The organism is Pseudomonas sp. TAE6080 (assembly GCF_018732265.1).
Lineage (GTDB): Bacteria > Pseudomonadota > Gammaproteobacteria > Pseudomonadales > Pseudomonadaceae > Aquipseudomonas > Aquipseudomonas brenneri.
Genome location: NZ_JAHIDY010000004.1, coordinates 25,057 through 50,410, shown reverse-complemented (window position 1 = coordinate 50,410; position 25,354 = coordinate 25,057). Strand labels below are relative to the sequence as shown.

Here is a 25,354-nt window from a genome sequence, read left to right as displayed (position 1 = left end):
AGCCACTACCTTCTCGAACAACAAGGAATGAGCAGTGAAAAAACTCGTTAGCGCTTCTCTCCTGGCCGCCGGCCTCGCCCTGTCTATTGGCGCCCAGGCCGCATCGACCACCCTGCTCAACGTCTCCTATGACGTGATGCGCGATTTCTACAAGGATTACAACGCCGCGTTCCAGAAGCACTGGCAAGCCGAGCACCCGGACGACAAGCTGACCTTGCAGATGTCCTTCGGTGGCTCCAGCAAACAGGCACGCTCGGTGATCGATGGCCTGCCGGCTGACGTGATCACCATGAACATGGCCACCGACATCAACGCCCTGGCGGACAACGGCAAACTGGTGCCCGATAACTGGGTCACGCGCCTGCCGAACAACAGCGCGCCGTTCACCTCCGCCACCGTGTTCATCGTGCGCAAGGGCAACCCCAAGGCCCTGAAAGACTGGCCGGACCTGCTCAAGGATGGCGTACAAGTGATCGTGCCCAACCCCAAGACTTCCGGGAACGGGCGCTACACCTACCTGTCGGCCTGGGGTTATGTGCTGAAGAACGGCGGCGATGAAAACAAGGCCAAGGATTTTGTCGGCAAGTTGTTCAAACAAGCACCGGTACTCGATACCGGTGGCCGTGCCGCCACCACGACCTTCATGACCAACCAGATCGGCGACGTGCTGGTGACCTTTGAAAACGAAGCAGAAATGATTGCCCGTGAATTCGGTCGTGATCAGTTCGAAGTGATCTACCCAAGCGTCTCTGCCGAAGCCGAGCCGCCGGTGTCGGTCGTCGACAAAGTGGTCGACAAAAAAGGCACCCGTGCAGTGGCCGATGACTACCTCAAATACCTGTGGTCGCCAGTAGGCCAGGAAATCGCCGCCAACAACTACCTGCGTCCGCGTGACCCGGCGGTACTGGCCAAGTACACCGACCGCTTCCCGAAAGTCGACTTCCTGTCGGTGGAGAAGACCTTTGGTGACTGGCGCACCGTGCAGAAGACCCACTTCAATGATGGCGGGGTATTCGACCAGATCTACAGCGGCCAATAACTGACCGTGAGAGCCGGCTTGTGTGGGAGCGGGCTTGCTCGCTCCCACACAAGCCCGCTCCCACATTGGCTTGCGCGTAAGGCATCAATGCCAGGCATGACTGAAATCATCAGTAACACTTACTCCCTTCCTTCGCCTACCCTTTACCCTTCACGCCCTCCTTCCCCGCGTTAACGAGAACACCATGACCGCTACCCCACCCGCGACCGCCACCCTGACCCGTGGCATGGTGCTGCTGTTCGCGTTCTGCTGCGGGGCTATTGTCGCCAACATCTACTACGCCCAACCGATCATCGAGCTGATTGCCCCGGACATCGGCCTGACCCCGGCCATGGCCAGCCTGATCGTGTCCCTGACCCAGATTGGCTATGCCCTGGGCCTGTTCTTCCTGGTGCCGCTGGGCGACCTGTTGGAAAACCGCCGGTTGATGATCACCACCACCGTGGTTGCCATCGCCAGCCTGCTGGGCGCGGCCTTTACCGAACAGCCGAATCTGTTCCTGCTGGTGTCATTGTTGATCGGCTTCAGTTCGGTGTCGGTGCAAATCCTGATCCCCCTGGCTGCACACCTGGCCCCCGCCGAATCTCGGGGCCGGGTAGTGGGCAGTATCATGGGCGGCCTGTTGCTGGGCATCCTGCTGGCGCGTCCGGTTTCCAGCCTGGTCGCTGACCACTTCGGCTGGCGGACGATGTTCATGGCCGCAGCGGCGATGATGGCGGTGATCAGCGTGGTGCTGTTGTTGACTGTCCCCAAGCGCCAGCCAGACCACAGCGCCAGCTATGGCCAGTTGCTACGCTCGTTGGGCACTTTGCTGCGCGAGCAACCATCGCTGCGCCAACGGGCGTTCTATCAAGGCTGCATGTTCGCCGCCTTCAGCCTGTTCTGGACCGCCGTGCCGCTGGAGCTCTCGCGCAACCATGGCCTGAGCCAAAGCGAGATTGCCCTGTTTGCCCTGGTTGGGGCCCTGGGCGCCATCGCCGCACCGATCAGCGGACGCCTGGCAGACGCCGGCCACACCCATCGCGCCTCATTGCTGGCGATGTTGCTGGCGACCTTGAGTTTTCTTCCGGCACTGGTACACCCGGCCTACAGTGTCATCGGTTTGATGGTCACCGGCGTGGTCCTGGATTTTTGCGTGCAGATGAACATGGTCCTCGGCCAGCGCACCCTCTACGCCCTGGACGCCCACAGCCGCAGTCGCCTGAACGCGCTGTACATGACCAGCATCTTCATCGGCGGTGCTTTCGGTTCGGCGATTGCCAGCAGTGTGTACGAACATGGCGGCTGGCTTGGGGTGATTGTGGTCGGCAGCCTGTTCCCGTTGGTGGCGCTGTTGCGATTCTTGAGCGTATCCAGAGCCGCTTCGACAGTGAGCGCCTGACGTTCCGCCACGCCAGCACGCTCGGGATCCTGCCGATCATTTATCGCTGCCCTGGCTGACTTTTCTCCAACAGACGCATGAGCCCCTGCAACATCATCAGGGCTCCCTGCAGAACACTCGCCAGCGTGGCGAGTAGAGAAGCAGCGGGTTCTGGTGCCGGTGCCGGTGCCGGTGCCGGTGCCGGTGCCGGTGCCGGTGCCGGTGATGGTGATGGTGCCGGTGATGGTGATGGTGATGGTGATGGTTTTGGTGTCTGCGCACTCGTCACTACATCGCTTGCTTGAATTTTCCCCACAGTGTTGAGCAGAAAGTCAGGCTTGCCATTCCCGCTCATATCGATAGCCAGACTTCCACGCCCTGTGCTCGCGTCATGGCTCAGCACTGCGTTACCGGGTCGCCCATTGAATTGACTGGAAAAATTGAGGTCTTTGATACCAGCCTCTTTCAGGGCACCGGATACATCGATCTTATCGGTGCCGCTGGTGAAATCCTCGATCCGGTCGGGGTTCTGCAGCGTAGAGTCACTGGCTTTGTCGTAGGCAAACGTGTCAGCACCGCCTCCCCCTCGTAACGTGTCCGCCCCCCTGCCCCCCTTGAGGCGATTGTCCGCATCATTACCCGTAAGCCGATCATTACCTGATCCCCCAATGGCATTTTCCAGCGTTACGCCCTTGGCAATGGAGACGTTGCCTTTGAGTCCCCCGACATCCGAGAATGATTGCTCATTGAGATTAATGTTCTGGTTCTGCGAATACCCGGAGAAATCCAACGTGTCGTTCCCGCCACCGTCCCACACGCAAAATATTGCTGAGTCAGCCGCGCTCTTGACGCTCAGCGCCTCACGCTCGGTGTTGGAATTGAAGCCATAGGTCGTGTCCGTGTTGCGGGTAGCACGGTTGGCACCATATAGACTTTGGACCGCCGCGATGTCGTACATCATGGGCGCCGAGGGCCCCAGGTTTTTGAAGTTGTGGCCGGCGTGCTCGCGCTCAGACCAATAACTCATGACTGTGCCAGCCTTGGTGTCCTGCGCAAACTGTGCATTCTTCTCGTACGTACCTCCGCCGTTGTAATGGCCGGGGTGGGCGAGCCCAAGACAATGACCGATCTCATGAATCATGGTGGTGTGAAAATGACTCCCAGGCTTTGGGTCATGTGACACACCTTTTGTGCCGATCTGCGCGGTTGTCTTGGAGTTTTGCTCGCCAGACCGCCATGCCACCCCCCTGTCCGAGTTATGGGCGCCGGATACCTGAATGGAACCGTCAGTCTTGCGGGCATTCTCATGAAAACTGATATCAGCCACGTCTTGCCAAGCCTGCATCGCCCGGCGGGCACAGTTTTTTTGCTGCTCGGTGAAACTACTCAAGTTGAAAGATACCTGCGTCTTGCCATCCCGATCCCGATCATGAAAGCGCGTCCCCTCTCGCGTCAGATGCTTGGCGGCCTGATCAGTACTGATGGAGCGCTTCCCTCGGGCGGAAAATTGTTCCGTTGACGGCCCATACCTTTCTTCCGGGCAGCAACCTGGATGAGCAGCAGCGTTGTTGATTTGACTCATGGCGATCTCCAAATCGATTAATGACAGGGATAACAGCGTCCAATTGCGTCGGCTTTCATCACAGAAAGTCGCCTCGGCCACCGTCATCCGCCTCTAATCTTTCATGCAGGAAACCACCTCGCCACCTGGGCTTTGAGTCTTATTGAAACGTGTTGGGTTGCAGTTTGGTTTGCTGACAAAACACATGGCTCTTTACATTTATCACGTGTCACCCAGCCTCGAAAATGCGCCCCCAAGTCGCTGACGCGCCTGAACAAACGTAAAAAACAACAACCCGTCTGAATCCAAATCGCCGCGTTCTTAAGAAATATCCTCTCAGCATTTTCAGCTTCGACGTCAGGCACTTTCCCTCACCTATGGCGGGATCACCCACTAAGAGCGCACCAATTTCTCCAACGCCGCATCCGCCAGGAATGACGAACGGCTTTTGACTTTGTGCTCGCGCACATAACGGTCAATGCGCTGGATCACATACCCTGGCAAGGTCACATTGACCTTCTCGGTCTTGCCCAAATAAGGCGAGATATCCAGCTCCAGCATGCCCCAGCCCATCCCGGCATATTCCGTGTTGCCATGGTGCGTCGCGACCGAGGTCGGCATGGGAATCGCACGGCCTTCGCTGGCCATCTCTTGCAGCATGATGTGGGCCACTTCCACTGCGGCGTTGTAAGCCTCTTCAAAACTGTCCCCGGCCGTCACCGCACCTGGAATATCGGGGATCTGGATACCGGTGGCGGTAAAGTCATCGCCCCATTCGATACAAATTGGGTATTGCATGAATATTCTCCTGAAAACCGTTCTAGAACGAAAACAGCCCGGCGCGCTGCCTGATACTTCGCACGGTGCCCAAGGGCAGATCCTTCTTGGGGTGGGGCACCGGTATCGTGTATGGGTTATAGCGGTGGGTGAAAATATGATGGCTGCCCGTAACCCGATCCAGCACCCAGCCCGCCTCTTGCAGTTCCTTGATCAATAACCTGCTTTGCACCACAGCCTCCTTGCTCCGGCCCGAACAAAAGTAACCCTGGAGTTATCTTTACTCAAGCACAGATTTACCGGAGCAGACTGGCGGTTGTTTTGCCGGATATTGAAAAACTGAAGGCCTTGAGTTAAAGCACCCGCCCATCCCAGCCCACCGTCACATGGCGCGGCAATTCACCGCGATGTTGCAACAGCCAGGCATCGAGCGTATGCCCGACGTGGGTCAGTACGCCAAGCTCGGCGCCGCATGCTTCGATGCATTGCAAGGCCAATGTCAGGTCATTGTGATTACGCGGCGCCTGGGGTTGCGGCGGCATGGAGCAGTCGATGACCAGTACGTCCAGGGGCTCGCGCCGCAACCAATCGACGGTTGCCGGGGGCAGGCCCGTGGTGTCGGTGAGATAGGCGATACGCCGGCCCTGCCCTTGCAGCAGATAACCGAACGTCAGCTTGGAATGTTGCAGCGGCAACGCGGTGACCGTCAGCTCGCCAAACTGCCGGGTCTCGAACTCGGCGAAGGGCTGGCTGAAATCGAGGATGCCGGGGTGTTTGTAGAGGTCCGACAGGCCTTCGGGGTCTGCCGGTCCATGCACCGCAATAGTCAGGCCCTGGCCCCAGCGCAGATGCAGCAGGCCCTGGGCATGATCGGCGTGGTAATGGGTCTGCAGAATGCCGCTGAGACTGCGTGGCGGGAAGCGCTCGGTCAGGTCCGTCAGCCCGCTGTCGATCAACCAGCGCTGGTCACCGCACTCGACCAACGCGCTGCATTCGCGGCGGCGCAAGCGGGCATCGTTGCGGGCCAGGGCACAGGCGGCGCATTCACAGCCATACACCGGGACCTGGCGGGCATCGCCGGTGCCCAGCAAGGTCAGGCGCATGCCGAGTGTCCTGCGTCCAGGCACCTGAGCAAACGCTCAACGGTATGTGCCAGCGACCCGGAGTTATCCAGCAGAAATACGCCGGGGGCCGCCTCCAGGCTGTCAGTGAACTGCGTATTGCGCGCCAGGCGTGCGTCGATTTGCGCCACCGACTCACGCCCCCGCGCCAGCAGACGCTGGCGCAGCACCGCCTGATCAACCGTCAGCAACACCACCAGCAGCGTCGGATAACGCTCGCGAGTCTGCGCCAGATGACCGCGCGAGCCGTTGACCAGCACGTCGTCCCCCGCCGCCAGCCAGTCGTCGATCTGCCGGGGAATGCCATAGGACAAACCATTGGCCTGCCAACTGAGGGCAAAGGCGCCCTCGGCGTTCATCGCCGCAAACTGTGCGGGGCTGACCCCCTCGGCCGCCTCGCCCACCGCCTCCGCCGAGCGGGTGATCACTCGCCGCACAATGCGGCAACCGCGCTCGGCCAAACGTAGGCGCGCGGCATCCAGCAGGCTGTCCTTGCCCGAACCCGATGGCCCGATGAGATAGATCAACCTGCCTGCCATCAAAACACCCTCTTGGCTTGTCGCCAGACTTGTTGGACCACTGGCAGCCCTTCACGGCTCCGAGCTTGCACCAGGTCCGCCCGCAGGCCAATGGCAATTTCACCGCGATCATGCAAGCCCGCAGCGCGTGCCGGGGCCAGGCTGATCATCCTGACCGCGCGCGAAAGATCGCCGCCGTCCTGCTGATCGGCCAGGACGAACGCCGCCTGTAGCAGGCTGGCGGGGTAATAGTCACTGGAAAGTATATCCAGCAATCCTTCGGCGGCCAGGCCGGCGGCGGCCACATTACCCGAGTGCGACCCGCCACGCACCACGTTCGGGGCGCCCATCAGCACGTTCATCCCAAGTTGCCGGCAACCACGCGCCGCTTCCAGGGTCGTGGGGAACTCCGCGATGCTCATGCCGTAGCGCGCCGACTCCTCGACGTGGGCCAGCGTTGCATCGTCATGGCTGGCCACCGACAGGCCGCGCCCCAGGCAATGCTCGACAATCGCCGCACGATAGCGGGCACTGTAGGCCTTGGAATTGGCCATTTGCAGCACGATAAACGCGTCCATGGTCTCGTCGTTCAGGTGGTACTTGCCCATGTAGTACTCACGGTACTTGGACTCCAGCACAAACTGGCGCTGGCCTGGTGAGTGGTCCATCACCGACACCAGTTGCACCAGCGGGTTTTCCACCAGGTCGCGGAACACGCTCAAGGTGTCCGGGTGGCACAGCTCGCAACGCAGGTGCAGGCGGTGTTCGGCGCGGGTCAGGCCGGCCTCTTGCGCCGAGGCAATGGCATTGAGCATCGCCGGCAGTTTCTGCATGCGGTTGCCCTTGGGATTGACGTCGCCGATGGACACCGCGTCGAACACCGTGGTGATGCCGGCGGCGATGATCTGCGCGTCATGGCTGAGCACCGCCGAAGTCGACGGCCAGTCCACGCCGGGCCGTGGGGTCATGTGCTTTTCCAGGTTGTCGGTGTGCAACTCCACCAGCCCCGGCAGCAGGAAATCGCCGCCCAGGTCCTGGGCCTGGGGCAACTGGCTGCGGCCTTCGGCGAGGTCGACGATCATCCCGTCACGCAGCACCACGCTGCCGAGAAATACACGATCAGCCGTGACCAGCCGGGCATTGCTGAGGATCTGTTCAACGGGCATGAGCGTATTCCTCTTCGGCTTGATGGGCAGGTGTCATGTCCAAGTGACGATCGGCCACCGCCTCACGGGCGGCACGATCATGGAAGATGCCGATCAGTGCGGCACCGCCGGCCTTGGCTTCGTTCATCAGTTCCAGAACCACCTGGCGGTTGCTGTCGTCCAGGGACGCTGTCGGTTCGTCCAGCAACATCACCGGCCAGGCCACCATGAAGCCGCGTGCAATATTGACCCGCTGCTGCTCGCCACCAGAGAACGTGCCCGGCGCCAGTTGCCACAGGCGCTGCGGGATATTCAGGCGCGCCAACAAGTGCTCGGCCCGCGCCTGGGCTTGAGGTTTCGGCCAACCACGGGCCAATGCCGGTTCCATCACCACATCCAGGCACGCCACCCGTGGGATCACCCGCAAGAACTGGCTGACATAGCCCAGGGTCTGCTGGCGCACCTGCAGAATGTCCCGGGGTTGTGCGCCCACCAGTTCCAGCCATTGCCCGTCGTGGCAGAGGCGAATGCTGCCGCCCGCTGGCAGATAGTTGCCGTACAGAGTGCGCAGCAAGGTGCTTTTACCGGCGCCGGACTGGCCATGGAGCACCAGGCACTCACCGCCCCGCACACTGAAATCCACCCCGCGCAGCACGTTCAGCACCACGCCGTTCTGCTGGTGCAAGGTGAAGGTTTTCGACAGATCTCGGACCTCAATCAACGTATTCATCATGGCTGCAATACCGAAGACACCAGCAGTTGGGAATAAGGGTGCTGTGGATCGTCGAGGATCTGGTCGGTCAAGCCGGTTTCCACCACCCGTGAACGGCGCATCACCATCAGGCGGTCGGCCAGCAGACGCGCAACGGCCAGGTCGTGAGTGACGATGACTACCGCCAGGTCCAGCTCGCGCACCAGGCCGCGCAACAGATCAAGCAAGCGCGCCTGCACCGACACATCGAGGCCGCCGGTCGGCTCATCCATAAACACCAGGCGCGGGCTGGAAACGAGGTTGCGGGCGATTTGCAGGCGTTGCTGCATACCGCCGGAGAAGGTGCGCGGCAAGTCGTCGATACGCTGCGGGTCGATTTCCACCTGGCTCAGCCAATCCAGGCCGGCGCCGCGCAGCTGCTGGTAGTTGCGCACGCCCTGGGCCATCAAGCGCTCGCCGATGTTGGCGCCAGCCGAAACGCCCATGCGCAGGCCGTCGCGGGGATTCTGTTCAACGAAGCCCCATTCGGTGCGCAGCAAGGTACGACGTTCGGCTTCGCTGGCGCTGTACAGGTCCAGCCATTCGCCCTCCTTGCTCCGATAACCGATGCTGCCGGCCTGGGGTGGCAAGCGCCCGCTCAACAGCGAGAGCAAGGTGGATTTGCCCGAGCCGGACTCGCCGACAATCCCCAGCACTTCGCCGGGGTACAGATCAAAGCTCACGCCCTGGCAACCCTTCTGCGGGCCGTATAACAGGGACAGGTCACGCACTTGCAATAAGGGCTGGCTCACTGGTTGTTCTCCTTGACCCGTTGGGCGCAATACCAGGTGTCGGAACACACGAAACTCTGGGTGCCGGCGTCATCCAGAATCAGCTCGTCGAGGAATGATTCGTGGCTGCCACAGATCGCACAGCAGTGCTGCCACTTCTGCACTTCGAACGGGTGATCCTCGAAGTCCAGGCTGCTGACCTGGGTGTACGGCGGCACTGCATACAAGCGCTTTTCGCGACCGGCACCAAACAGCATCAGCGCCGGGCTCATGTCGAGTTTGGGGTTGTCGAATTTGGGGATTGGCGAGGGGTCCATCACATAGCGCTCGTCGACCATCACCGGGTAGGCATAGGCCGTGGCGATATGGCCAAAGGTGGCGATATCTTCGTAGAGTTTTACGTGCATCACCCCGTAGTCATTGAGGGCGTGCATGGTGCGGGTCTCGGTTTCCGAGGGTTCGATAAAACGCAGCGGCTCGGGGATCGGCACCTGATAGACCATGATCTGCCCGGCCTGCAACGGCGTTTCGGGGATGCGGTGGCGGGTCTGGATCACCGTCGCATCGGGGGTGGCCTCGGTGGTGGCGATGCCGGCGGTGCGCGCAAAAAAACGCCGGATGGACACGGCGTTGGTGGTGTCGTCGGCGCCCTGGTCGATGACCTTGAGCACGTCCTCGGCGCCCAGGATTGCCGCGGTCAATTGCATGCCACCGGTGCCCCAGCCATAGGGTAGCGGCATCTCGCGTCCACCGAATGGCACCTGGTAACCCGGGATTGCCACGGCCTTGAGCAAGGCGCGGCGGATCATGCGCTTGGTCTGCTCGTCGAGGTAGGCGAAGTTGTACGCCGGATCACGCGCGGGTATCTGGGTAATGTCATTCATGGCGGGAACCCTCGGCCGGTTGGCGCAGTTTGCGGATCAGCTCCAGTTCGGCCTGGAAGTCCACGTAGTGAGGCAATTTGAGGTGCGAGACAAAACCGGCTGCCTCGACGTTGTCGCAGTGGGCCAGCACAAACTCTTCACGCTGGGCCGGCGACACCACCTCTTCGTTGAACTCTTCGGCGCGCAGCGAGCGGTCCACCAGCGCCATGCCCATGGCTTTGCGCTCGGCATGCCCGAACGCCAGGCCGTAGCCACGGGTGAACTGCGCAAGCTCAGTGGCCGAGCCGACGAACTGGTTGACCATCTCGCACTCGGTGACTTCGATGCTGCCCAGGCAGATGGGAAAACCCAGTTCTTCGGGGTCGATCCACACCTCTACGTCACCGATGCGAATTTCCCCGGCAAAGGGGTGATTGCGCCCATAGCCACGCTGGGTCGAGTAGCCCAGCGCCAGCAGAAATCCTTCGTCACCACGGGCCAGGGCTTGCAGGCGCTCGGCACGGCTGGCGGGGAACTCCAGCGGGTCGCGGGTGATATCGGCAACGCTGGCGTTGTCGTCGGCTTCGTTCTTGATCAAGCCTTCTTTGGCCAACAACCCCAGCACGCGCGGGCAGGGTTCCAGGCGCGCATCCGCGGTGACCTGCGGGCCTGGATACTCACCTTCAGCCAGCAGCGCAAAATCCAGCAGGCGGTGGGTATAGTCGAACGTCGGGCCAAGCAATTGGCCGCCGGGCACGTCCTTGAAGGTTGCGGACAAACGCCGGCTGAGCTGCATCTGCGCGGTGTCGATCGGCAAACTGGGGCACAAGCGTGGCAACGTGGTGCGGTAGGCGCGCAACAGGAAGATCGCTTCCACCAGGTCCCCCGCCGCTTGCTTGATTGCCAGTGCGGCCAGTTCTTCGTCGTACAGCGAGCCTTCGGTCATCACCCGCGCAACGGCCAGCGGCAGTTGCTGGCGGATCTGCTCCACACTCAATTCAGGAATTGCGGTGTCGCCCCGGCGTTTTTTCGCCAGCAGGCGGTGGGCATTGTCGATGGCTTGTTCGCCACCTTTGACGGCTACGTACATCAGGCACACTCCTCTGCGACGCGGGTGCTACGGGGCAAGCCGAGCAGGTAGTGGCCGGCGCCGAACAGCACGTCCAGGCCACGGGGGAACGCCTCGCGACGCTGGCGTTCCAGCCAGAACGCCTGGGGCACTGGCAGGCTGACCTGGCGCCGGGCCTGGATGCCCGGGCCGCTCCAATTCAAGCCGCGCCCGCTATCGAGGTCGCTCAACTGGACGAGCAAGGTGCACGACTGGTCGGGATAACGATCATTGCCGTGGTCGAAGCCGCTCAGGTCGTGCAGGTCGTGTTCCCCCAACAAGGCGAACACCGCGTCTTCGCGGCGCGCGGCCAGCGGGCAGCCACAGTGGAAGGCCAGGTTGGCGCGGATCAGCGGCGTATCGAAGCGCGGCGCCAGCCACAACGGCGTGTCTGCATCCAGCAGCCCCAGGCACAAGGCGTAGGTGGCCGGCGCCAGGCCTTCGAGGTGCGGGGCCGCAGGCAGAGGCTGGATCAAACCCGGTTCGGCCAAGGCCTTGAGCGCTGCACGAAAGCTGCGTTGGGCATCCAGGACCGGATCGACAAATGCCGGTTGCAATAATTGAGCATTCATCAGTTTTCTCCTCGCACCAGGGTGAAGAACTCGACCTTGGTGGCGGCGGTATCGGCTTCTTTTTGCGCGCGGCGCCGGGCCTGGGCGTTGGCCAGTACGCGGATCAAATCACTGAGCCATTGGCTCGGCTGTGCGCTTTGCAGATGGGCATCGGCCAGGGCCGCCAGTTCGGCATGCACCTTGTCGCGCCCCGCCAGGTAGCTGTAGCCGGTGCGCCCATCGGCCAGGCGTACCACGCAACGGGTCACGCTCATTTCGCCGACGTTGAACGGTGCGCCATTGCCACCCATGCGCCCGCGTACCAGGGTCATGCCGATTTCCGGGGCGCGGATCAGTTGGTAATCGGCGTCGCGCAGGGCCGCTTCGTGGGGGATCAGTTCACTGCGAAGGGCGCGGGCAAGCACGCCGATCCAGTGTTGACGCGGGGACAGGCTCATCAAAGTCTCCATCAGGTCAGCACCTGGTACTGGAAGCGATCCGAACGGCTGGTGGACTGCGCCAGCTCCACCGGGCGGCCATCGCGATCGCGGGAAAGGGTGAATACGGTCAAGGCTGGCAAGTGCCGGGGCATCATCAGCAGCGCGGCCTCATCACGGTTGGGCAGGCGCGCACCGATCAGGCTCTGGGTGCGGGTCAGCGGCAGGTCGCGCTCGCGCAGGTATTGACGCAGGGAGCCGCCGTTGTAATCCGCCAGCAGCGGCGCATGGCTGGCGCAGTAACGATGGCGGATCAGGCTGACCGGCTGCTGGTCGAGTTTGCGCAGGGTTTGCAGTTCGATCATCGGCGCCATCTCGGCGATCCCCAGGTGCTGTGCTTCGTCGCGGCTGGCGTAGCAATAACGGCGCTTGAGCAACAGCGCCTGCACCCCGTGGCCCTGGGCCGACAGCGATTGGCTGTAGGCGGTGTCGGCGCCCATCGGGTAGATCAGCGGCCGGTCCAGCACTTGCGTGCCCTTGCCCTGCTGACGCAGCAGGCTGCCTTCGAACACCAACTCATCAATGGCCCGACGCAGCGTGTGGCGGTTGACGCCAAAACGTTCGGCCAATTGCACCTCGCCCGGCAGGAAGTCACCGGCCTGGTAGTCGCTGAGTTCGCGACGCAGGATATCGGCGAGTTCGCGGTACACCGGCTCATCTTGTCTAGACAACTGCATGCTTTAAAAAAGCGCCCTCAGGCACCCCTCCGAAGTCAGATAAACCGCTTGCGCAGGCGTTGGGACAGCACGTCGATCAGGCTTACGACCACGATGATCACCAGCAGCACTGCGCAGGTCTGGACGAACTGGAAGGCGCGGATGTTCTCCCACAGGATCACCCCGATCCCGCCGGCGCCGACCATGCCCACCACCGTTGCCGAGCGCACATTGGCTTCGAAGCGGTAGAGCGCGTAGCTCACCCACAGCGGCATCACTTGCGGGATCACGCCGTAGATCACTTCCTGCAAGGCACTGGCACCGGTAGCGCGCACCCCTTCCACCGGGCCTGGGTCGATGGCCTCGACCGCTTCGGCAAACAACTTGGCAAGGACCCCGGTGGTGCTGATCCACAAGGCCAGGACGCCGGCAAACGGACCCAGGCCGACCGCCACCACGAACAACATGGCGAACACCATTTCGTTGATCGAGCGGAAGGCGTCCATCACCCGGCGCAGCGGCTGGTGAATCCACCATGGGGTGATGTTGTCGGCGCAGAGGATGCCCAGGGGCACCGAGCAGACAATCGCCAATACCGTGCCCCAGAGGGCGATTTGCACGGTGACGATCATCTCCTTGAGGTAAGAGCGCCATTCATGGAAGTCCGGCGGGAAGAAGTCGGCGGCGAAGGTCGCCATGTTTCCCGAATCGCGATACAGCGCCAGCGGGTTCATCTCGGCGCCCTTCCAGGCCCAGGCCAACAGCACCAGGAACAGGCCCCAGCCGAGGTATTGCGGCCAGGTGCGCTTGCCGACGGCTTCAGCGTGCAACGTAGTCATGGGTCACTCTCGATGATTGTTGGAACTGGGCCCCTGTGGGAGCCCGCTCCCACAGGGGGTTAGCTGTTGGCGGCGGTTTTCTTGTCCAGCTCGGTCAGGCGCTGTTGCAGCTTGGCCAGGTCAGCATCGATCTCTGCCAGTTTCTTGGCCTTGTCAGCTTCGGCCAGCTTGCTGTCGGCGCTGATGGTGGTGCGCTGCTTGAACAGCTCCAGTTGGCGGATCGGCAGCAGCTGGTCGTCGTTGGAAGCGAGGAACTTGCCCAGTTGCATGTTCTTGAGTACCGCCTTCTCTTCATCGGTGTTGCCGTAGTTGAAGATGAAGTCGCGGATCTTGGTTTTCTCGCTGTCGGTCAACGCCTTGCTCCACACCAGCGGGTCGGCGGGGATCAGCGGTGACTTCCAGATCACCTTGAGTTGCGCGGCCTTGTCCGGTTGGGTGACCTCCAGGCGGTCCCAGCTTTCGGTGTTGAAGGTGGCCACGTCCAACTGCCCCTTGGCCACGCTCAATGCGTTGACTTCATGGCTGGAGTTGAGCGTGCGCTTGAAGGCGGTGGCCGCATCCACATTGTTCTTGGCGAACACGTAGTAGCCCGGCACCAGATAGCCCGAGGTGGAGTTCGGGTCGCCATTGCCGAAGGTCAGGTTCTTGGCGTTCTTGAGCATGTCTTCAACGGAGTTGAGGGGGCTGTCCTTGCGCACGATCAACAGGCTCCAGTAGCCGGCGGCGCCGTTGGCGGCAGCGGTCTGGGCGAAGATCTCGCCGTTGGAGCGGTCCACCGCTTCCATCGCCGCCTTGTTGCCGAGCCAGGCCACATCGACCTTGTTGAAACGCATGCCTTGGATCAGGCCGGCGTAGTCGGAGGCGAAAGTGGCGTTGATGGTCAGGCCGGTCTTCTTGTGCATGTCATCCAGGAATGGCTGCCAGATGCTCTTGAGGTTCTGCGAAGACTCGGTGGACATGATGCCAAAGTTGATCGCCTTGTCGGCAGCCTGGGCATTGCCCATGGCGACGCTGGCCAACAACACCGCAGACAGAAAAACATGACCGATACGGTTCAACATGGAACAGGCTCCTGTGGCTCGTAAGTAAGGGTTCAAGCGCGTGCCAGGGCCAGCCGCTGGGGCAGCTCGGCGTGGCGGGACTGGTCGCAAATCATCAGGCTGGCGTCGACATCGGCACCGTACAGATCGTTGAGGAAATGGCTGCTCATCGCGCTGCCCTGCCCGTCGAAATGAATGCGCCCCCCCTTGAGCGCCACGGCACGCGGGCAATAACGCATGGCGTAATCGACTTGATGCAGGGTCACCACCACGGTCTTGCCGTCGCGGCGATTGATGTCGGCGAGGATTTCCATGACCTTGCGCGCCGACTCTGGATCGAGTGAGGCGATGGGTTCATCGGCGAGGATCACTTCGGCGCGCTGGGTCAGCGCCCGGGCAATCGCCACGCGCTGCTGCTGGCCGCCAGACAAGGTGGAGGCGCGTTGCTGGGCCAGGTCCGCCAGGCCGACCCGCGCCAAAGATTGCATGGCACATTGCTTTTCCTCGGCATTGAACAACCCGAGGCTGCCGCGCCAGCGCGGCATGCGGCCCAGGCAACCGAGCAGCACGTTGTCGATCACACTCAGGCGATTGACCAGGTTGAACTGCTGGAAGATATAGCCGATATCCGCCCGCAACCTGCGCACCTTGCCATTCAACCGCCCACTGGCCTGCACCTCCCGGCCCAGCACCTTGACGCTGCCGCCATTGCCCTTGTCGCAACAGGCCAGGCCCGCCAAATGGCGCAACAACGTGGACTTGCCGGAACCGGACGCACCAATCAGCGCGACCATCTCACCCGTGGCGATGGTGAGTTCGAGGTCGACCAATGCGGTTTTCTTCGCAAAGGTCTTGTTCAGGTGATCGACATGGATAGCGGGAGTCATGGGCTTCTCTGTCTTGGTTTGAACAGCCTTCCATGGCTGTGTTTGAGTTCAAACGACAGTAGGCGCGGCAGGTGTCAGACCTATGACTTGCACATGACGGGAGGGGGGCGGTTTGATGAAGGTTTTATGAAAGGTTGGAATGACGCAGGCACGTGTTTCTTGAAGCCGCCGCAGCTCCTTGTGGGAGCGGGCTTGCTCGCGAAAGCGAGTCCCTGTATGAGCTGGCTTGCCAGCGATGGCCGTCAACGATGACGCGGGCATTCAGGATGACCGCAGCGTCTGGGAGTTTTTCGCTGGCAAGCCAGCTCCTACAGTAGAAGGGTGATGGCATGGGTAGCGGTGTTCCAGGCGGGCATGAAAAAGGCGACCCGAAGGTCGCCTTTTGTCATTGCGCGTAGTGCTTGCTCAACCCCGGCGGTACGCCCTGCACATTGGTCTCTTCCCAGGGCCCGTTCGGGCTGATGGAGCGGCTCCAGCCGTTGCTCCAGCGGTAGTAGGTGCGCTGGCGGTAGAAAGTGTCCGGTTGTTCGTCCAGCACGTAGACGCCCATCTTGCCGTCCCAGTGGCTGGCAGCGCCCGGAGGGGGAGCGAAGGTGGGAGAGGAACTGGGCAGTGCTTTGGGCGGGGCGGTGACCGGGCCGGAAGGTTTGGTCACCGGTTTGGTCGACGGACCCGACGGTGGAATGGTCGGGCCCGTAGGGGCAGGAGGTGGCCGGTGGACCGCGCAAGCACTCAGGCCCAATACCAGGCTGAGCAGGGTGATACGAGCGATGGCGGTCATGGGGGCTTCCTCGAAATTATTTGTCCGGACTGTCGATGGTCAACTGCTGGGTCGCGGTGGTGCTGCTGGCCAGGGGTTGACTGCGGCCGATCCACTCGCCGGCAGTCGGTTGACCGGCCCGTGAAATGCGCGCAACCAGTTGGACTTCGGGAAAGTTGGACAGTTTCAACTGCGGCATCATCGCGTCGGCATCGCCCAGTTCGACGGTCACCGGCAGGTCAGCCACGGTGACGCGCTTGGCGGCCAGTGGCGCGGGCGGGCCGGAAACGGCACGGGCGAAGATGAAGACGCTGTCAGTCGGCAGAGCGCGGGCTTTGACGTCGGCCGCCAGGTCCACCCGTACTTTCATCACGGCGGTCTTGGCAGTCGGTGCGACGGTACCGCCGCCCTCTTTCAACTTCTCGGCTGCGCGGTCGATGCCGCCTTGCAGCGCGGCGCGGGAGTTGTCTTTCTCCGGCAACTGAGCCAGCAGGCGGTTCCAGTAGTCGATGGCTTGCTGGTAACGCTGCCCTTCAAAGGCGGCGATACCCAGCAGGCCGAGGCTGGTGACTTCCTTCGGGTCGAGCTTCAGCGCTTCGTCGGTCAGGGCCTGAAGCTTGGGTGACCACTGTTTGTTGTCGGCAAAGTACTGCGCCTGGGCCCACTGCCCGAGCAATTCTGGCTGGCGACCGGCCAGGGCCACGGCGCGCTCGAAGACTTTCGCCGCATCGGCCGAACGGTCCTGGGCCATGTAGGCGCGGCCCAGGAAGTACAGGCCTTCGGCCGAATCCGGTTGCGCCGCCGCCGCCCGTTCCAGGCGCTGGGTCATGTCAGCAAGAGACACCGGTGGCTCGGCGAATTCGCGGGTCAGTTCAACCTTGTCGATAGCGCCGTAATGCAGGTACAGCGCAAGGCCCAATACCGGCACCAATACCGCCGCCAGCAGTGGCAGCGGCTTGCCCAGGCGCGATTCGCGGGGTTTTTCCACGCCTTCGGTATCGGCGAGCAATTCACGGGCGGCTTCGGCGCGGCCAGTGTCGAGTTGCGCCGCGTTGAGCACACCTTCGCTTTGTTGGGTTTGCAGTTCGGCGACACGTTCCTGATACAGCGCGACGTTCAAGGCGGTGCGGTCTTCTTCACGCTGGGCGCGACGTACGCGCAACACCGGGATCAACAGGAAACTCAAGGCAACCAGGAGCAGCAGGCCAGCTGCGAGCCAGAAATCAATCATCAGTTTTTTTGTCCAGCAGTTGGTCGAGGCGTTGGCGCTCTTGGGCAGATAGCGCGTCGGAGCCATCGGTGGGAGCCGCACGGCGACGGCGGACGATCACGGCCATGACCACCAGGCCGCCCAGCAACAGGGCGGCGGGGCCAAACCAGAGCAAAGCGGTCTTGCCGGTCAGCGCCGGCTTGTAGCGGACAAAATCACCGTAGCGATCAACCATGAAGTCGATGATCTGCTGGTTGTCCTTGCCCTCGCCCAACATGCGGAAAATCTCTTTGCGCAGGTCGGCGGCAATCGGCGCGTTGGAGTCGGCGATGTCCTGGTTCTGGCACTTGGGGCAGCGCAGTTCCTTGGTCAATTCGCGGAAACGCTCGCGGTCGCCATCGCGGGCAAATTCATAGGTGTCGATGGCAGCATGGGCCACGCCCACCAGCCCCAGCGCCAATACAGCAGCGGTCAGCCAACGTTTCATGGCTTGGCCTCATCCACCAGGGCCTGGTACTTGGCGGCCAGTTGTTCGCGCCAGATCACTTCGTCGATCACGCCCACGAACTTGTCGCGGATCACGCCCTTGGCGTCGATAAAGAAGGTTTCCGGGGCACCGTAGACGCCGAGATTCAGGCCGAGGTTGCCGTCTTCATCGCGAATATCCAACTGGTACGGGTTGTGGAACTCGGCCAGCCACTTCAAGGCCGACGCGTTGTCGTCCTTGTAGTTGATGCCGTAGATCACCACGCCCTTCTCGGCCAGTTTGTTCAGCACCGGATGCTCCACCCGGCACGAGATGCACCAGGTGGCCCACACATTGACCAGCGCTGGCTTGCCGATCAGGTCGGCCTGGGTCAGGGTTTTGTCACCCTGCACCGTCGGCAGCGAGAACGCCGGGAACGGCTTGCCGATCATCGCCGACGGCAGCTCGGCCGGGTCCAGGTACAGGCCCCGGTACAGGAACACCGCCACCAGCAAAAACAACGCCAGCGGCAAGACCATCAACCAACGCTTCATACCGCAGCTCCCTGCATGCCGAGGGCTTCACGCACCCGGCTCTTGACCTTGACCCGGTAACGCCGGTCCATCGCGGCCAGCAGACCGCCGAAGCCGGTCAGCAGGCCGCCGAACCAGATCCAGCGCACAAACGGTTTGACGTGCACGCGCACGGCCCAGGCGCCATCGCCCAGCGGCTCGCCCAGGGCCACGTAGAGGTCACGGGTGAACCCAGCGTCGATCCCGGCTTCGGTCATCATCGAGCTCTGTACGGTGTACAGGCGTTTTTCCGGGTGCAGCACGGCGATTTGCTTGCCATTGCGCACGACGCGCACGGTGCCTTTGTCAGAGGTGAAGTTCGGCCCTTCGAAGTGCTTGGCGCCTTCAAAGACGAACTGGTAGCCGGCCAGGTCCATGGACTCGCCAGGGGCCAGGCGCAGGTCGCGCTCGGCGCTGTTCTGGCTGGACAACACCACGCCCAGGGCACACACGGCGATGCCGATGTGGGCAATCTGCATGCCCCAGTAGCTGCGGGTCAGGGTCGGCAGGCCTTTGATCAGGCCCTTGTGGCGGGTCTTGTCGAAGATATCGCGCACACCGGCCAGCAGCACCCACGCAGCGAGCATGAAGGTGGCGAGCACCGCCCAGTTGAAGTCGCCGTAGGCAATCCCGGCAATCACCGACAAGGCGGCACTGCCCAGCAGCACCGGGATCAGCATACCCAGCAGCCATTTGACCGGGGTGTCTTTCCAGCGCACCAGCACACCAATGGCCATCACCACCATCAACAGGCCCATCAATGGGATGAACAGCGCATTGAAGTACGGCGGGCCGACCGACAGCTTGGCGCCGGTCAGGGCATCGAGTACCAGCGGATACAGGGTGCCCAGCAGGATCATCGAGGCAGCGACTATCAGTACCAGGTTGTTACCCAGCAGCAGGGTTTCCCGCGACCACAGGTTGAAGCCCACGTGGCTCTTGACCACCGGCGCACGCAAGGCGAACAGCGTCAGCGAGCCACCCACCACGCACAGCAGGAAGATCAGGATAAACACACCGCGCTCAGGGTCGGCGGCGAACGCATGCACCGAGGTCAGCACGCCGGAACGCACGAGGAAAGTGCCCAGCAGGCTCAGGGAGAAAGCGGCAATGGCCAGCAACACGGTCCAGCTCTTGAACACGCCACGTTTTTCGGTGACGGCCAGGGAGTGGATCAGCGCCGTGCCCACCAGCCAGGGCATGAAGGAGGCGTTTTCCACCGGGTCCCAGAACCACCAGCCGCCCCAGCCGAGTTCATAGTAGGCCCACCACGAGCCCAGGGTGATGCCGATACCGAGGAAAGCCCAGGCGACGATGGTCCACGGCCGCGACCAGCGTGCCCAGGCGGCGTCGAGACGCCCGCCGAGCAAGGCGGCGATGGCAAAGGCGAAGGCCACGGAGAAACCCACATAACCCATGTACAGCATCGGCGGGTGGACGATCAGGCCGATATCCTGCAGCAGCGGGTTGAGGTCGCGGCCATCGGTAGGAATCTGCGGCAAGATCCGCTCGAACGGGTTGGACGTCATGATCAGGAACAGCAGGAAGCCGATGCTGATCATGCCCATCACCGCCAGCACCCGCGCCAGCATCACTTGCGGCAACTGCCGGGAGAACACCGATACGGCGAAGGTCCAGCCGCCGAGGATCAGGGCCCAGAGCAGCAGGGAACCTTCGTGGGCACCCCAGACGGCGCTGAACTTGTAATACCAGGGCAAGGCGCTGTTGGAGTTGCTGGCGACATAGGCGACGGAAAAGTCGTCGGTCATAAAGGCGTAGGTCAGGCAAGCGAAGGCGAACGCCAGGAACGCGAATTGCCCCCAGGCGGCCGGCTGCGCCAGGCTCATCCACAGCCGATCACCACGCCAGGCGCCCAGCAGCGGCACGATGGCCTGGACGATGGCAAAGCACAGGGCGAGGATCATCGCCAACTGGCCCAACTCGGGAATAAACAATGTAGAGGTCATCGCTTAACCCTCCTTGGCTGGGGTTGGCGCGGATTGGCCGCTTTCTTTCAGGGCCTTGGTCACTTCCGGCGGCATGTATTTTTCATCGTGCTTGGCCAGCACTTCATCGGCCACCACCACGCCCTGGGCGTTGAGCTTGCCGAGGGCAACGATGCCCTGCCCTTCGCGGAACAGGTCCGGGAGGATGCCGCGGTAGGTGATGGTCACGGATTTGTTGAAGTCGGTGACCACGAAGGTCACGTCCAGGGAGTCGCCGGAGCGCTTCAGGGAGCCGGCCTCGACCATGCCGCCGGCACGGATGCGCGTGTCTTGCGGCGCTTCGCCATTGGCGATCTGGGTCGGGGTATAGAACAGGTTGATGTTCTGCTGCAAGGCGCTCAAGGCCAGGCCCACGGCAATGCCGACGCCCACCAGGATGGCAAGGATGATCAACAGACGCTTTCTACGCAGCGGATTCACTTTTCGGTCTCCCGGCGCAGACGACGCGCCTCTTGTTGCAGGTAACGCTTGCGGGCCAGGATCGGCGCAACAACGTTCAGGGCCAGTACCGCGAGGCTGATGCCATAGGCGGTCCAGACATACAGGCCGTGATGGCCCATGGCGAGAAAATCACTGAAAGAGGCGAAGCTCATCCACGGGCTCCCAGGCTGTTTTGTACTTCGACCTTGACCCAGCTGGCGCGGGCTTCACGCTTGAGCACTTCCAGACGCATGCGCATCAGCAACACCGCGCCGAAGAAGCAGTAGAAACCCAGGACCATCAGCAGCAACGGCGCCCACATTTCCACGGGCATCGCCGGTTTTTCGGTGAGGGTAAAGGTCGCGCCCTGGTGCAGGGTGTTCCACCACTCCACCGAGTACTTGATGATCGGGATGTTGATCACGCCGACAATCGCCAGCACCGCACAAGCCTTGGCCGCACTCTCACGATTGCTGATCGCGTTGCCCAGGGCAATCAGACCGAAGTACAGAAACAGCAGGATCAACATGGACGTTAGTCGCGCATCCCAGACCCACCACGAACCCCAGGTTGGCTTGCCCCAGATCGCCCCGGTCAGCAGCGCCACAGCCGTCATCCACGCACCAATGGGCGCCGCGCATTGCAGGGCGACGTCGGCCAGCTTCATCTTCCACACCAGCCCGACGATGCCGCACACCGCCAGCATCACGTAGCAGGACTGGGCCAGCAGCGCGGCAGGAACATGGATATAGATGATGCGAAAGCTATTGCCCTGCTGGTAGTCCGGCGGCGCGAAGGCCAGGCCCCAGACCAGGCCGATAGCGATCAGCAGGAAGGCGGCGACGGCGAGCCAGGGCAGCATTTTGCCGCTGATGCCATAGAACCACTTGGGCGAGCCGAGCTTGTGAAACCAGGTCCAGTTCATTGCTGTTTCCATCACGGTTGCTTCTTGTCGTGGCAAGAAGCTTAGGGTCTTTACTGACTAAGACAACGCCTAGTCAGACCTCATTATTCGCCGACGCTGATCTTCAGGCCGGCCGCTATAGCAAACGGTGTCAGGGTTACCGCCAGGGCGGTCAGGCTGCCAAGCCACAAGAGGTAACCGGTCGCCGGCATCCCCATGAGCGCGGCCTGCAAGGCACCGCTGCCCAGGATCAACACCGGGATATACAAAGGCAAAATCAGCAAGGCCAGCAGCAGCCCACCACGTTTCAAGCCGACGGTCAGTGCCGCACCCACCGCCCCCAGCAGGCTCAGCACCGGGGTGCCTAGCAACAACGAGGCCAGCAACACCGGCAGGCACTCGGCAGGCAAGCCCAGCATCATCGCCAGCAACGGCGCGAGCAGGACCAGCGCCAGGCCGGAGAAGGCCCAGTGTGCCAGTACCTTGGCCAGTACCAGAAGAGGCAGGGGGTGCGACGAAAGGACCCACTGTTCGAGGGAACCATCTTCAAAATCACTGCGAAACAGCCCGTCCAGCGAGAGCAGGACGGACAAAAGTGCCGCGACCCACACCAGTCCCGGAGACAAGGTTTGCAACAGTTTAGTCTCGGGACCGACCGCCAACGGGAACAGGGCGATGACAATCGCGAAGAACACCAGCGGGTTGGCCAACTCAGCCGGGCGCCGACACAACAAACGCGCTTCGCGGGCGACCAACAGGGCAAATACACTCATACAGACCACCGTGCCAGATCCAGCTCACGGTAACCGGCGGGCATGCGGGTCAAGGTGTGGTGGGTGGTAAGGGCGATCATGCCGCCTTGTTCGCAGTGCCTTGCCAGATGTTCTTCAAGTTGCGCCACGCCTTGTTTGTCGAGGGCGGTGAAGGGTTCGTCGAGGATCCACAGCGGCGGGCCCGGCAGATACAGGCGGGCCAGGGCCACGCGGCGCTGCTGGCCGGCCGACAGGGTGTGACACGGCACGTCTTCAAAACCCTTGAGGCCCACGGCGGCCAGGGCCTGCCAGATTGACTCGCGCGAGGCCGGGTGATGCAGGGCGCTGAGCCAACTGAGGTTTTCTTCAGGTGTCAGCACATCCTTGATGCCGGCGGCGTGGCCAATCCACACCAGGTTGCGCGCCAGCTCCGTACGTTGCTCGTGCAAGGGCTTGCCGTTGAGGCGTACCTGGCCCGCCGTCGGCTGCATCAAGCCAGCCAGCAGGCGCAGCAGACTGGTCTTGCCGCTGCCGTTGGGCCCACTGATCTGCACCATGTCGCCGCCCGCCAGACGCAGTTCGAGATGTTCGAACAGCATCCGCAGGTCTCGCTCACAGGCAAGCGCAACGGCTTCAAGTAGTGGACTGGTCACAAGATCGCGGGCCTTTACGGTTCAAGTCGGCGGTGGAACGGCCGTTAAAGAGATGCAGAATAAACGCATTGGCGGCCTGTTTTAGAGAGCTGGATCAATCAGTTGTGATGTTTTTGCGCCGCTCTTTGCAGACGGGCGGCATTATACATGCGATGCCCTACTCTAAAGAGGGCAATTTCCTTGAGACGGCGGCCACGATGAGCGGTGACATCAACCTTCCGACCCTTCCCCCAGCACCGGCTACCGGGCCCAGGCCTGCGCCTGCGGTGGGTGAGTTGCTGAAACTGCTGGAACCCCAGACAGGGTTGATCGACGCTGGCAAAACCGTGAACGCCGAAGTCCTGGCGCTCAAACAAGGCGGTGAAGCCTTTCAGCTGCTGCTCAAGCTGACCCTGGAAGGTGGCCGGCAAACCCTGGTGCAGGCCGCCAGCAGTCAACCGCTGCCGCTGGGCAGCAACGTGGCGGTGAGCCAGACGGCTTCGGGTGACCTGGCGATCAGCCTGCAACAGGCCTTGAGTGCCAATGTCGCGGCCCTGACCCGTATCGACACAAACCAGTTGCCGGTGGGCACGTTGTTGCAAGCCAAGGTGCTGACCTCGCAAATGCTGCCCCAGGGCACCGGGCAACCGGCGCTGTACCGCTCGCTGGTATCGGTGCTCAACAACGCGTTGAGCGGCACGACCCTGACCCTGGAAAGCCCGCAGCCGCTGCGCATCGGCAGTTTGCTCAGTGCCGTGGTCCAGGGTGCGCAGGCCCTGGACTTCGTGCCATTGAGCGGGCGCCAGGATCAACTGGCGATCAGCCAGCAGCTTGCAACCCAGCAAAGCCGCCAGGGCTCGCTGGAAGGTTTGCTCAACGCCCTGCAAAACCTGCCACGCAATGCCGAACTGCCAGCGGATCTGCGCGCCGCCGTGGAACGGGTACTGGCCGGGATGCCGGACCTGGCCCAGGTCAGCAATCCCAAGGTCCTCGCACAATTGCTGCACAACAGTGGCGCGCTCCTCGAAGCCAAACTGCTGGCCGGGCAAAACCCGCTGATCCCGCCCTTGGACATGAAGGGCAGCCTGCTACGCCTGGTGGCCGAGCTGATGCCCGCCCTGCCCGCCAGCACCAACCTCAATGCAATCCTGGCCGCCAACACCTTGGCGCAGATGCTGCCCAGCTTCGTCCGCAGCCCCCTGGGCACCCTCGGCCAGGTGGGCGCCCGCACCGCACCGGGCGGTTTCCCGCTGCCGGAGCGCCTGTTGCAGCGCCTGGACGGTGAAAACAGCCTGGAAAACCTGCTGCGCCTGGCCGCCGCTGCCATCTCGCGCTTGCAGAGCCATCAACTGTCGAGCCTGGAACAGACCGGCACCACCGCCGATGGTCGCCTGCAAACCACCTGGCAGATGGAAATCCCCCTGCGCACCTTGCAGGACATCGTGCCGTTGCAGGTCAAGTTCCAGCGCGAAGAACCGGCGCCGGACAAGGACGAACCCGAGCGCAAGATCGAGCGCGACGCGAAAAAGATGCTGTGGCGCGTGGAACTGGCCTTCGACATGGAGCCCCTGGGCCCGTTGCAGGTCCAGGCACAACTGAGCGAGGGCAAACTCTCCAGCCAGCTGTGGGCCACCCGCCCCTTCACCGCCAGCCTGATCGAAAGCCACCTGGGCAGCCTGCGCGAGCGCCTGGTGTCATCGGGCCTCAACGTCGGCGACATCGACTGCCACCTCGGCACCCCGCCTCGCGGGCCAAAGACCGGGCTTGAACAACGCTGGGTGGATGAAACCGCATGAAAAACCCCAACCCGCCACGCCAGGCCATAGCCCTCAAATACGACGGCAAGGCCGCCCCCGCCCTGACCGCCAAAGGCGACGACGCCCTGGCCGAGGCCATCCTCAAATTGGCGCGGGAACATGAAGTACCGATTTATGAAAACGCCGAACTGGTGAAATTGCTGGCGCGCATGGAACTGGGCGACAGCATTCCGGAAGAGTTGTACCGCACCATCGCCGAGATCATTGCGTTTGCCTGGACGTTGAAGGGCAAATTCCCGGTGGGCTATGACCCGCAGGCTGAGCCGATGGAGCGGGATGTGACCGCGCGCGGGGATGATTACTGAGGGCTTGCTCGCGATTGGCCCTAACAGACGCCGATAAATCTAGCCACCTTCACCGCTGTAGCCCCC

The 25,354-nt window shown here is 62.3% G+C and carries 30 protein-coding genes; 4 read left to right on the top strand and 26 right to left on the bottom strand.

Annotated elements, in window-relative coordinates:
• Positions 1-34: 34 nt before the first annotated feature.
• Both KL786_RS04885 and KL786_RS04880 read left to right on the top strand, forming a co-directional pair.
• Positions 35-1,039 carry a sulfate ABC transporter substrate-binding protein gene (locus KL786_RS04885; RefSeq protein WP_215516945.1) on the top strand — a complete coding sequence of 335 codons (1,005 nt, stop codon included), beginning with the start codon at positions 35-37 and terminating at the stop codon, positions 1,037-1,039.
• Positions 1,040-1,223: 184 nt separating this feature from the next.
• Positions 1,224-2,420 (top strand): MFS transporter, encoded by a 1,197-nt coding sequence (locus KL786_RS04880; RefSeq protein ID WP_215516944.1) that lies wholly within the window; start codon positions 1,224-1,226, stop codon positions 2,418-2,420.
• A 40-nt stretch (positions 2,421-2,460) separates the two neighbouring features.
• Here the strand turns inward: KL786_RS04880 and KL786_RS29835 are convergent, their stop codons facing one another.
• The 26 genes from KL786_RS29835 to ccmA form a co-directional block, all read right to left on the bottom strand.
• The gene (locus KL786_RS29835) at positions 2,461-4,068 is read right to left on the bottom strand and encodes a M10 family metallopeptidase C-terminal domain-containing protein (RefSeq protein WP_215516943.1); all 1,608 of its coding nucleotides are present in this window, start codon (positions 4,066-4,068) and stop codon (positions 2,461-2,463) included.
• 285 nt (positions 4,069-4,353) lie between these two features.
• Positions 4,354-4,758 carry a type II toxin-antitoxin system HicB family antitoxin gene (locus tag KL786_RS04870; protein WP_215516942.1) on the bottom strand — a complete coding sequence of 135 codons (405 nt, stop codon included), beginning with the start codon at positions 4,756-4,758 and terminating at the stop codon, positions 4,354-4,356.
• 22 nt (positions 4,759-4,780) lie between these two features.
• Positions 4,781-4,969, bottom strand: a complete 189-nt coding sequence (locus KL786_RS04865; RefSeq protein ID WP_115127685.1) for a type II toxin-antitoxin system HicA family toxin — start codon at positions 4,967-4,969, stop codon at positions 4,781-4,783.
• Between the two features lie 121 nt (positions 4,970-5,090).
• The gene (phnP, locus tag KL786_RS04860; protein ID WP_215516941.1) at positions 5,091-5,840 is read right to left on the bottom strand and encodes a phosphonate metabolism protein PhnP; all 750 of its coding nucleotides are present in this window, start codon (positions 5,838-5,840) and stop codon (positions 5,091-5,093) included.
• Positions 5,831-6,397 carry a phosphonate metabolism protein/1,5-bisphosphokinase (PRPP-forming) PhnN gene (phnN, locus tag KL786_RS04855; RefSeq protein ID WP_215516940.1) on the bottom strand — a complete coding sequence of 189 codons (567 nt, stop codon included), beginning with the start codon at positions 6,395-6,397 and terminating at the stop codon, positions 5,831-5,833. Before phnN ends, phnP begins: the two co-directional genes overlap by 10 nt.
• On the bottom strand, positions 6,397-7,542 hold the full coding sequence (locus KL786_RS04850) for an alpha-D-ribose 1-methylphosphonate 5-triphosphate diphosphatase (protein ID WP_215516939.1): 1,146 nt from the start codon (positions 7,540-7,542) through the stop codon (positions 6,397-6,399). The genes phnN and KL786_RS04850 overlap by 1 nt, the downstream gene beginning before the upstream one ends.
• Positions 7,532-8,251, bottom strand: coding sequence for a phosphonate C-P lyase system protein PhnL (phnL, locus tag KL786_RS04845; RefSeq protein WP_215516979.1), 720 nt, complete (start codon positions 8,249-8,251; stop codon positions 7,532-7,534). The genes KL786_RS04850 and phnL overlap by 11 nt, the downstream gene beginning before the upstream one ends.
• Positions 8,251-9,060, bottom strand: a complete 810-nt coding sequence (gene phnK / locus KL786_RS04840; RefSeq protein ID WP_162237639.1) for a phosphonate C-P lyase system protein PhnK — start codon at positions 9,058-9,060, stop codon at positions 8,251-8,253. Before phnK ends, phnL begins: the two co-directional genes overlap by 1 nt.
• Complete coding sequence (locus tag KL786_RS04835) at positions 9,021-9,887, bottom strand: alpha-D-ribose 1-methylphosphonate 5-phosphate C-P-lyase PhnJ (RefSeq protein ID WP_215516938.1); 867 nt, start codon at positions 9,885-9,887, stop codon at positions 9,021-9,023. Before KL786_RS04835 ends, phnK begins: the two co-directional genes overlap by 40 nt.
• Positions 9,880-10,956 (bottom strand): carbon-phosphorus lyase complex subunit, encoded by a 1,077-nt coding sequence (locus tag KL786_RS04830; RefSeq protein ID WP_215516937.1) that lies wholly within the window; start codon positions 10,954-10,956, stop codon positions 9,880-9,882. Before KL786_RS04830 ends, KL786_RS04835 begins: the two co-directional genes overlap by 8 nt.
• A complete protein-coding gene (gene phnH, locus KL786_RS04825) occupies positions 10,956-11,546 on the bottom strand; it encodes a phosphonate C-P lyase system protein PhnH (RefSeq protein ID WP_215516936.1) in 591 nt (196 codons plus the stop codon). Before phnH ends, KL786_RS04830 begins: the two co-directional genes overlap by 1 nt.
• On the bottom strand, positions 11,546-11,983 hold the full coding sequence (phnG, locus tag KL786_RS04820; RefSeq protein WP_032859108.1) for a phosphonate C-P lyase system protein PhnG: 438 nt from the start codon (positions 11,981-11,983) through the stop codon (positions 11,546-11,548). The genes phnH and phnG overlap by 1 nt, the downstream gene beginning before the upstream one ends.
• 11 nt (positions 11,984-11,994) lie before the next feature.
• Entirely contained in the window at positions 11,995-12,699 is a 705-nt protein-coding gene (gene phnF / locus KL786_RS04815; RefSeq protein WP_166647836.1) for a phosphonate metabolism transcriptional regulator PhnF, read from the bottom strand.
• Positions 12,700-12,734: 35 nt separating this feature from the next.
• A complete protein-coding gene (phnE, locus tag KL786_RS04810; RefSeq protein ID WP_032859104.1) occupies positions 12,735-13,517 on the bottom strand; it encodes a phosphonate ABC transporter, permease protein PhnE in 783 nt (260 codons plus the stop codon).
• Between the two features lie 59 nt (positions 13,518-13,576).
• On the bottom strand, positions 13,577-14,578 hold the full coding sequence (gene phnD, locus KL786_RS04805; RefSeq protein ID WP_032859102.1) for a phosphonate ABC transporter substrate-binding protein: 1,002 nt from the start codon (positions 14,576-14,578) through the stop codon (positions 13,577-13,579).
• Positions 14,579-14,610: 32 nt separating this feature from the next.
• Positions 14,611-15,444: a phosphonate ABC transporter ATP-binding protein gene (phnC, locus tag KL786_RS04800; RefSeq protein WP_215516935.1), complete on the bottom strand. Its 834-nt coding sequence runs from the start codon at positions 15,442-15,444 to the stop codon at positions 14,611-14,613.
• Positions 15,445-15,829: 385 nt separating this feature from the next.
• Complete coding sequence (locus tag KL786_RS04795) at positions 15,830-16,225, bottom strand: hypothetical protein (RefSeq protein WP_090290673.1); 396 nt, start codon at positions 16,223-16,225, stop codon at positions 15,830-15,832.
• A gap of 16 nt (positions 16,226-16,241) precedes the next feature.
• The gene (ccmI, locus tag KL786_RS04790; protein ID WP_215516934.1) at positions 16,242-17,435 is read right to left on the bottom strand and encodes a c-type cytochrome biogenesis protein CcmI; all 1,194 of its coding nucleotides are present in this window, start codon (positions 17,433-17,435) and stop codon (positions 16,242-16,244) included.
• Positions 17,428-17,901 (bottom strand): cytochrome c-type biogenesis protein, encoded by a 474-nt coding sequence (locus KL786_RS04785; RefSeq protein ID WP_169955964.1) that lies wholly within the window; start codon positions 17,899-17,901, stop codon positions 17,428-17,430. The genes ccmI and KL786_RS04785 overlap by 8 nt, the downstream gene beginning before the upstream one ends.
• Positions 17,898-18,434: a DsbE family thiol:disulfide interchange protein gene (locus KL786_RS04780; RefSeq protein ID WP_215516933.1), complete on the bottom strand. Its 537-nt coding sequence runs from the start codon at positions 18,432-18,434 to the stop codon at positions 17,898-17,900. Before KL786_RS04780 ends, KL786_RS04785 begins: the two co-directional genes overlap by 4 nt.
• The gene (locus KL786_RS04775; RefSeq protein WP_090290671.1) at positions 18,431-20,419 is read right to left on the bottom strand and encodes a heme lyase CcmF/NrfE family subunit; all 1,989 of its coding nucleotides are present in this window, start codon (positions 20,417-20,419) and stop codon (positions 18,431-18,433) included. Before KL786_RS04775 ends, KL786_RS04780 begins: the two co-directional genes overlap by 4 nt.
• A 3-nt stretch (positions 20,420-20,422) precedes the next feature.
• On the bottom strand, positions 20,423-20,878 hold the full coding sequence (ccmE, locus tag KL786_RS04770) for a cytochrome c maturation protein CcmE (protein WP_032859090.1): 456 nt from the start codon (positions 20,876-20,878) through the stop codon (positions 20,423-20,425).
• On the bottom strand, positions 20,875-21,051 hold the full coding sequence (ccmD, locus tag KL786_RS04765) for a heme exporter protein CcmD (protein ID WP_032859088.1): 177 nt from the start codon (positions 21,049-21,051) through the stop codon (positions 20,875-20,877). The genes ccmE and ccmD overlap by 4 nt, the downstream gene beginning before the upstream one ends.
• Positions 21,048-21,803, bottom strand: a complete 756-nt coding sequence (locus tag KL786_RS04760) for a heme ABC transporter permease (RefSeq protein ID WP_215516932.1) — start codon at positions 21,801-21,803, stop codon at positions 21,048-21,050. The genes ccmD and KL786_RS04760 overlap by 4 nt, the downstream gene beginning before the upstream one ends.
• 83 nt (positions 21,804-21,886) lie before the next feature.
• Positions 21,887-22,555 (bottom strand): heme exporter protein CcmB, encoded by a 669-nt coding sequence (gene ccmB / locus KL786_RS04755; RefSeq protein WP_032859085.1) that lies wholly within the window; start codon positions 22,553-22,555, stop codon positions 21,887-21,889.
• Positions 22,552-23,187 (bottom strand): cytochrome c biogenesis heme-transporting ATPase CcmA, encoded by a 636-nt coding sequence (ccmA, locus tag KL786_RS04750; RefSeq protein WP_215516931.1) that lies wholly within the window; start codon positions 23,185-23,187, stop codon positions 22,552-22,554. Before ccmA ends, ccmB begins: the two co-directional genes overlap by 4 nt.
• Before the next feature lie 197 nt (positions 23,188-23,384).
• On the opposite strand from ccmA, the gene fliK reads away from it, so the two are divergent.
• Complete coding sequence (gene fliK, locus KL786_RS04745; RefSeq protein ID WP_215516930.1) at positions 23,385-24,962, top strand: flagellar hook-length control protein FliK; 1,578 nt, start codon at positions 23,385-23,387, stop codon at positions 24,960-24,962.
• Positions 24,959-25,288, top strand: coding sequence for an EscU/YscU/HrcU family type III secretion system export apparatus switch protein (locus tag KL786_RS04740; RefSeq protein WP_215516929.1), 330 nt, complete (start codon positions 24,959-24,961; stop codon positions 25,286-25,288). The genes fliK and KL786_RS04740 overlap by 4 nt, the downstream gene beginning before the upstream one ends.
• Positions 25,289-25,354: the final 66 nt, after the last annotated feature.

Bases quoted from the DNA above. Each gene is read 5' to 3' on its own strand.
- KL786_RS04880 (WP_215516944.1), top strand. From the start codon at position 1,224: ATGACCGCTACCCCACCCGCGACCGCCACCCTGACCCGTGGCATGGTG.
- KL786_RS29835 (WP_215516943.1), bottom strand. From the start codon at position 4,068: ATGACGGTGGCCGAGGCGACTTTCTGTGATGAAAGCCGACGCAATTGG.
- KL786_RS04870 (WP_215516942.1), bottom strand. From the start codon at position 4,758: ATGCAATACCCAATTTGTATCGAATGGGGCGATGACTTTACCGCCACC.
- phnP (WP_215516941.1), bottom strand. From the start codon at position 5,840: ATGCGCCTGACCTTGCTGGGCACCGGCGATGCCCGCCAGGTCCCGGTG.
- phnN (WP_215516940.1), bottom strand. From the start codon at position 6,397: ATGGCAGGCAGGTTGATCTATCTCATCGGGCCATCGGGTTCGGGCAAG.
- KL786_RS04850 (WP_215516939.1), bottom strand. From the start codon at position 7,542: ATGCCCGTTGAACAGATCCTCAGCAATGCCCGGCTGGTCACGGCTGAT.
- phnL (WP_215516979.1), bottom strand. From the start codon at position 8,251: ATGAATACGTTGATTGAGGTCCGAGATCTGTCGAAAACCTTCACCTTG.
- KL786_RS04835 (WP_215516938.1), bottom strand. From the start codon at position 9,887: ATGAATGACATTACCCAGATACCCGCGCGTGATCCGGCGTACAACTTC.
- KL786_RS04830 (WP_215516937.1), bottom strand. From the start codon at position 10,956: ATGTACGTAGCCGTCAAAGGTGGCGAACAAGCCATCGACAATGCCCAC.
- phnH (WP_215516936.1), bottom strand. From the start codon at position 11,546: ATGAATGCTCAATTATTGCAACCGGCATTTGTCGATCCGGTCCTGGAT.
- phnG (WP_032859108.1), bottom strand. From the start codon at position 11,983: ATGAGCCTGTCCCCGCGTCAACACTGGATCGGCGTGCTTGCCCGCGCC.
- phnF (WP_166647836.1), bottom strand. From the start codon at position 12,699: ATGCAGTTGTCTAGACAAGATGAGCCGGTGTACCGCGAACTCGCCGAT.
- phnE (WP_032859104.1), bottom strand. From the start codon at position 13,517: ATGACTACGTTGCACGCTGAAGCCGTCGGCAAGCGCACCTGGCCGCAA.
- phnD (WP_032859102.1), bottom strand. From the start codon at position 14,578: ATGTTGAACCGTATCGGTCATGTTTTTCTGTCTGCGGTGTTGTTGGCC.
- phnC (WP_215516935.1), bottom strand. From the start codon at position 15,444: ATGACTCCCGCTATCCATGTCGATCACCTGAACAAGACCTTTGCGAAG.
- KL786_RS04795 (WP_090290673.1), bottom strand. From the start codon at position 16,225: ATGACCGCCATCGCTCGTATCACCCTGCTCAGCCTGGTATTGGGCCTG.
- ccmI (WP_215516934.1), bottom strand. From the start codon at position 17,435: ATGATTGATTTCTGGCTCGCAGCTGGCCTGCTGCTCCTGGTTGCCTTG.
- KL786_RS04785 (WP_169955964.1), bottom strand. From the start codon at position 17,901: ATGAAACGTTGGCTGACCGCTGCTGTATTGGCGCTGGGGCTGGTGGGC.
- KL786_RS04780 (WP_215516933.1), bottom strand. From the start codon at position 18,434: ATGAAGCGTTGGTTGATGGTCTTGCCGCTGGCGTTGTTTTTGCTGGTG.
- KL786_RS04775 (WP_090290671.1), bottom strand. From the start codon at position 20,419: ATGACCTCTACATTGTTTATTCCCGAGTTGGGCCAGTTGGCGATGATC.
- ccmD (WP_032859088.1), bottom strand. From the start codon at position 21,051: ATGAGCTTCGCCTCTTTCAGTGATTTTCTCGCCATGGGCCATCACGGC.
- KL786_RS04760 (WP_215516932.1), bottom strand. From the start codon at position 21,803: ATGAACTGGACCTGGTTTCACAAGCTCGGCTCGCCCAAGTGGTTCTAT.
- ccmB (WP_032859085.1), bottom strand. From the start codon at position 22,555: ATGAGTGTATTTGCCCTGTTGGTCGCCCGCGAAGCGCGTTTGTTGTGT.
- fliK (WP_215516930.1), top strand. From the start codon at position 23,385: ATGAGCGGTGACATCAACCTTCCGACCCTTCCCCCAGCACCGGCTACC.
- KL786_RS04740 (WP_215516929.1), top strand. From the start codon at position 24,959: ATGAAAAACCCCAACCCGCCACGCCAGGCCATAGCCCTCAAATACGAC.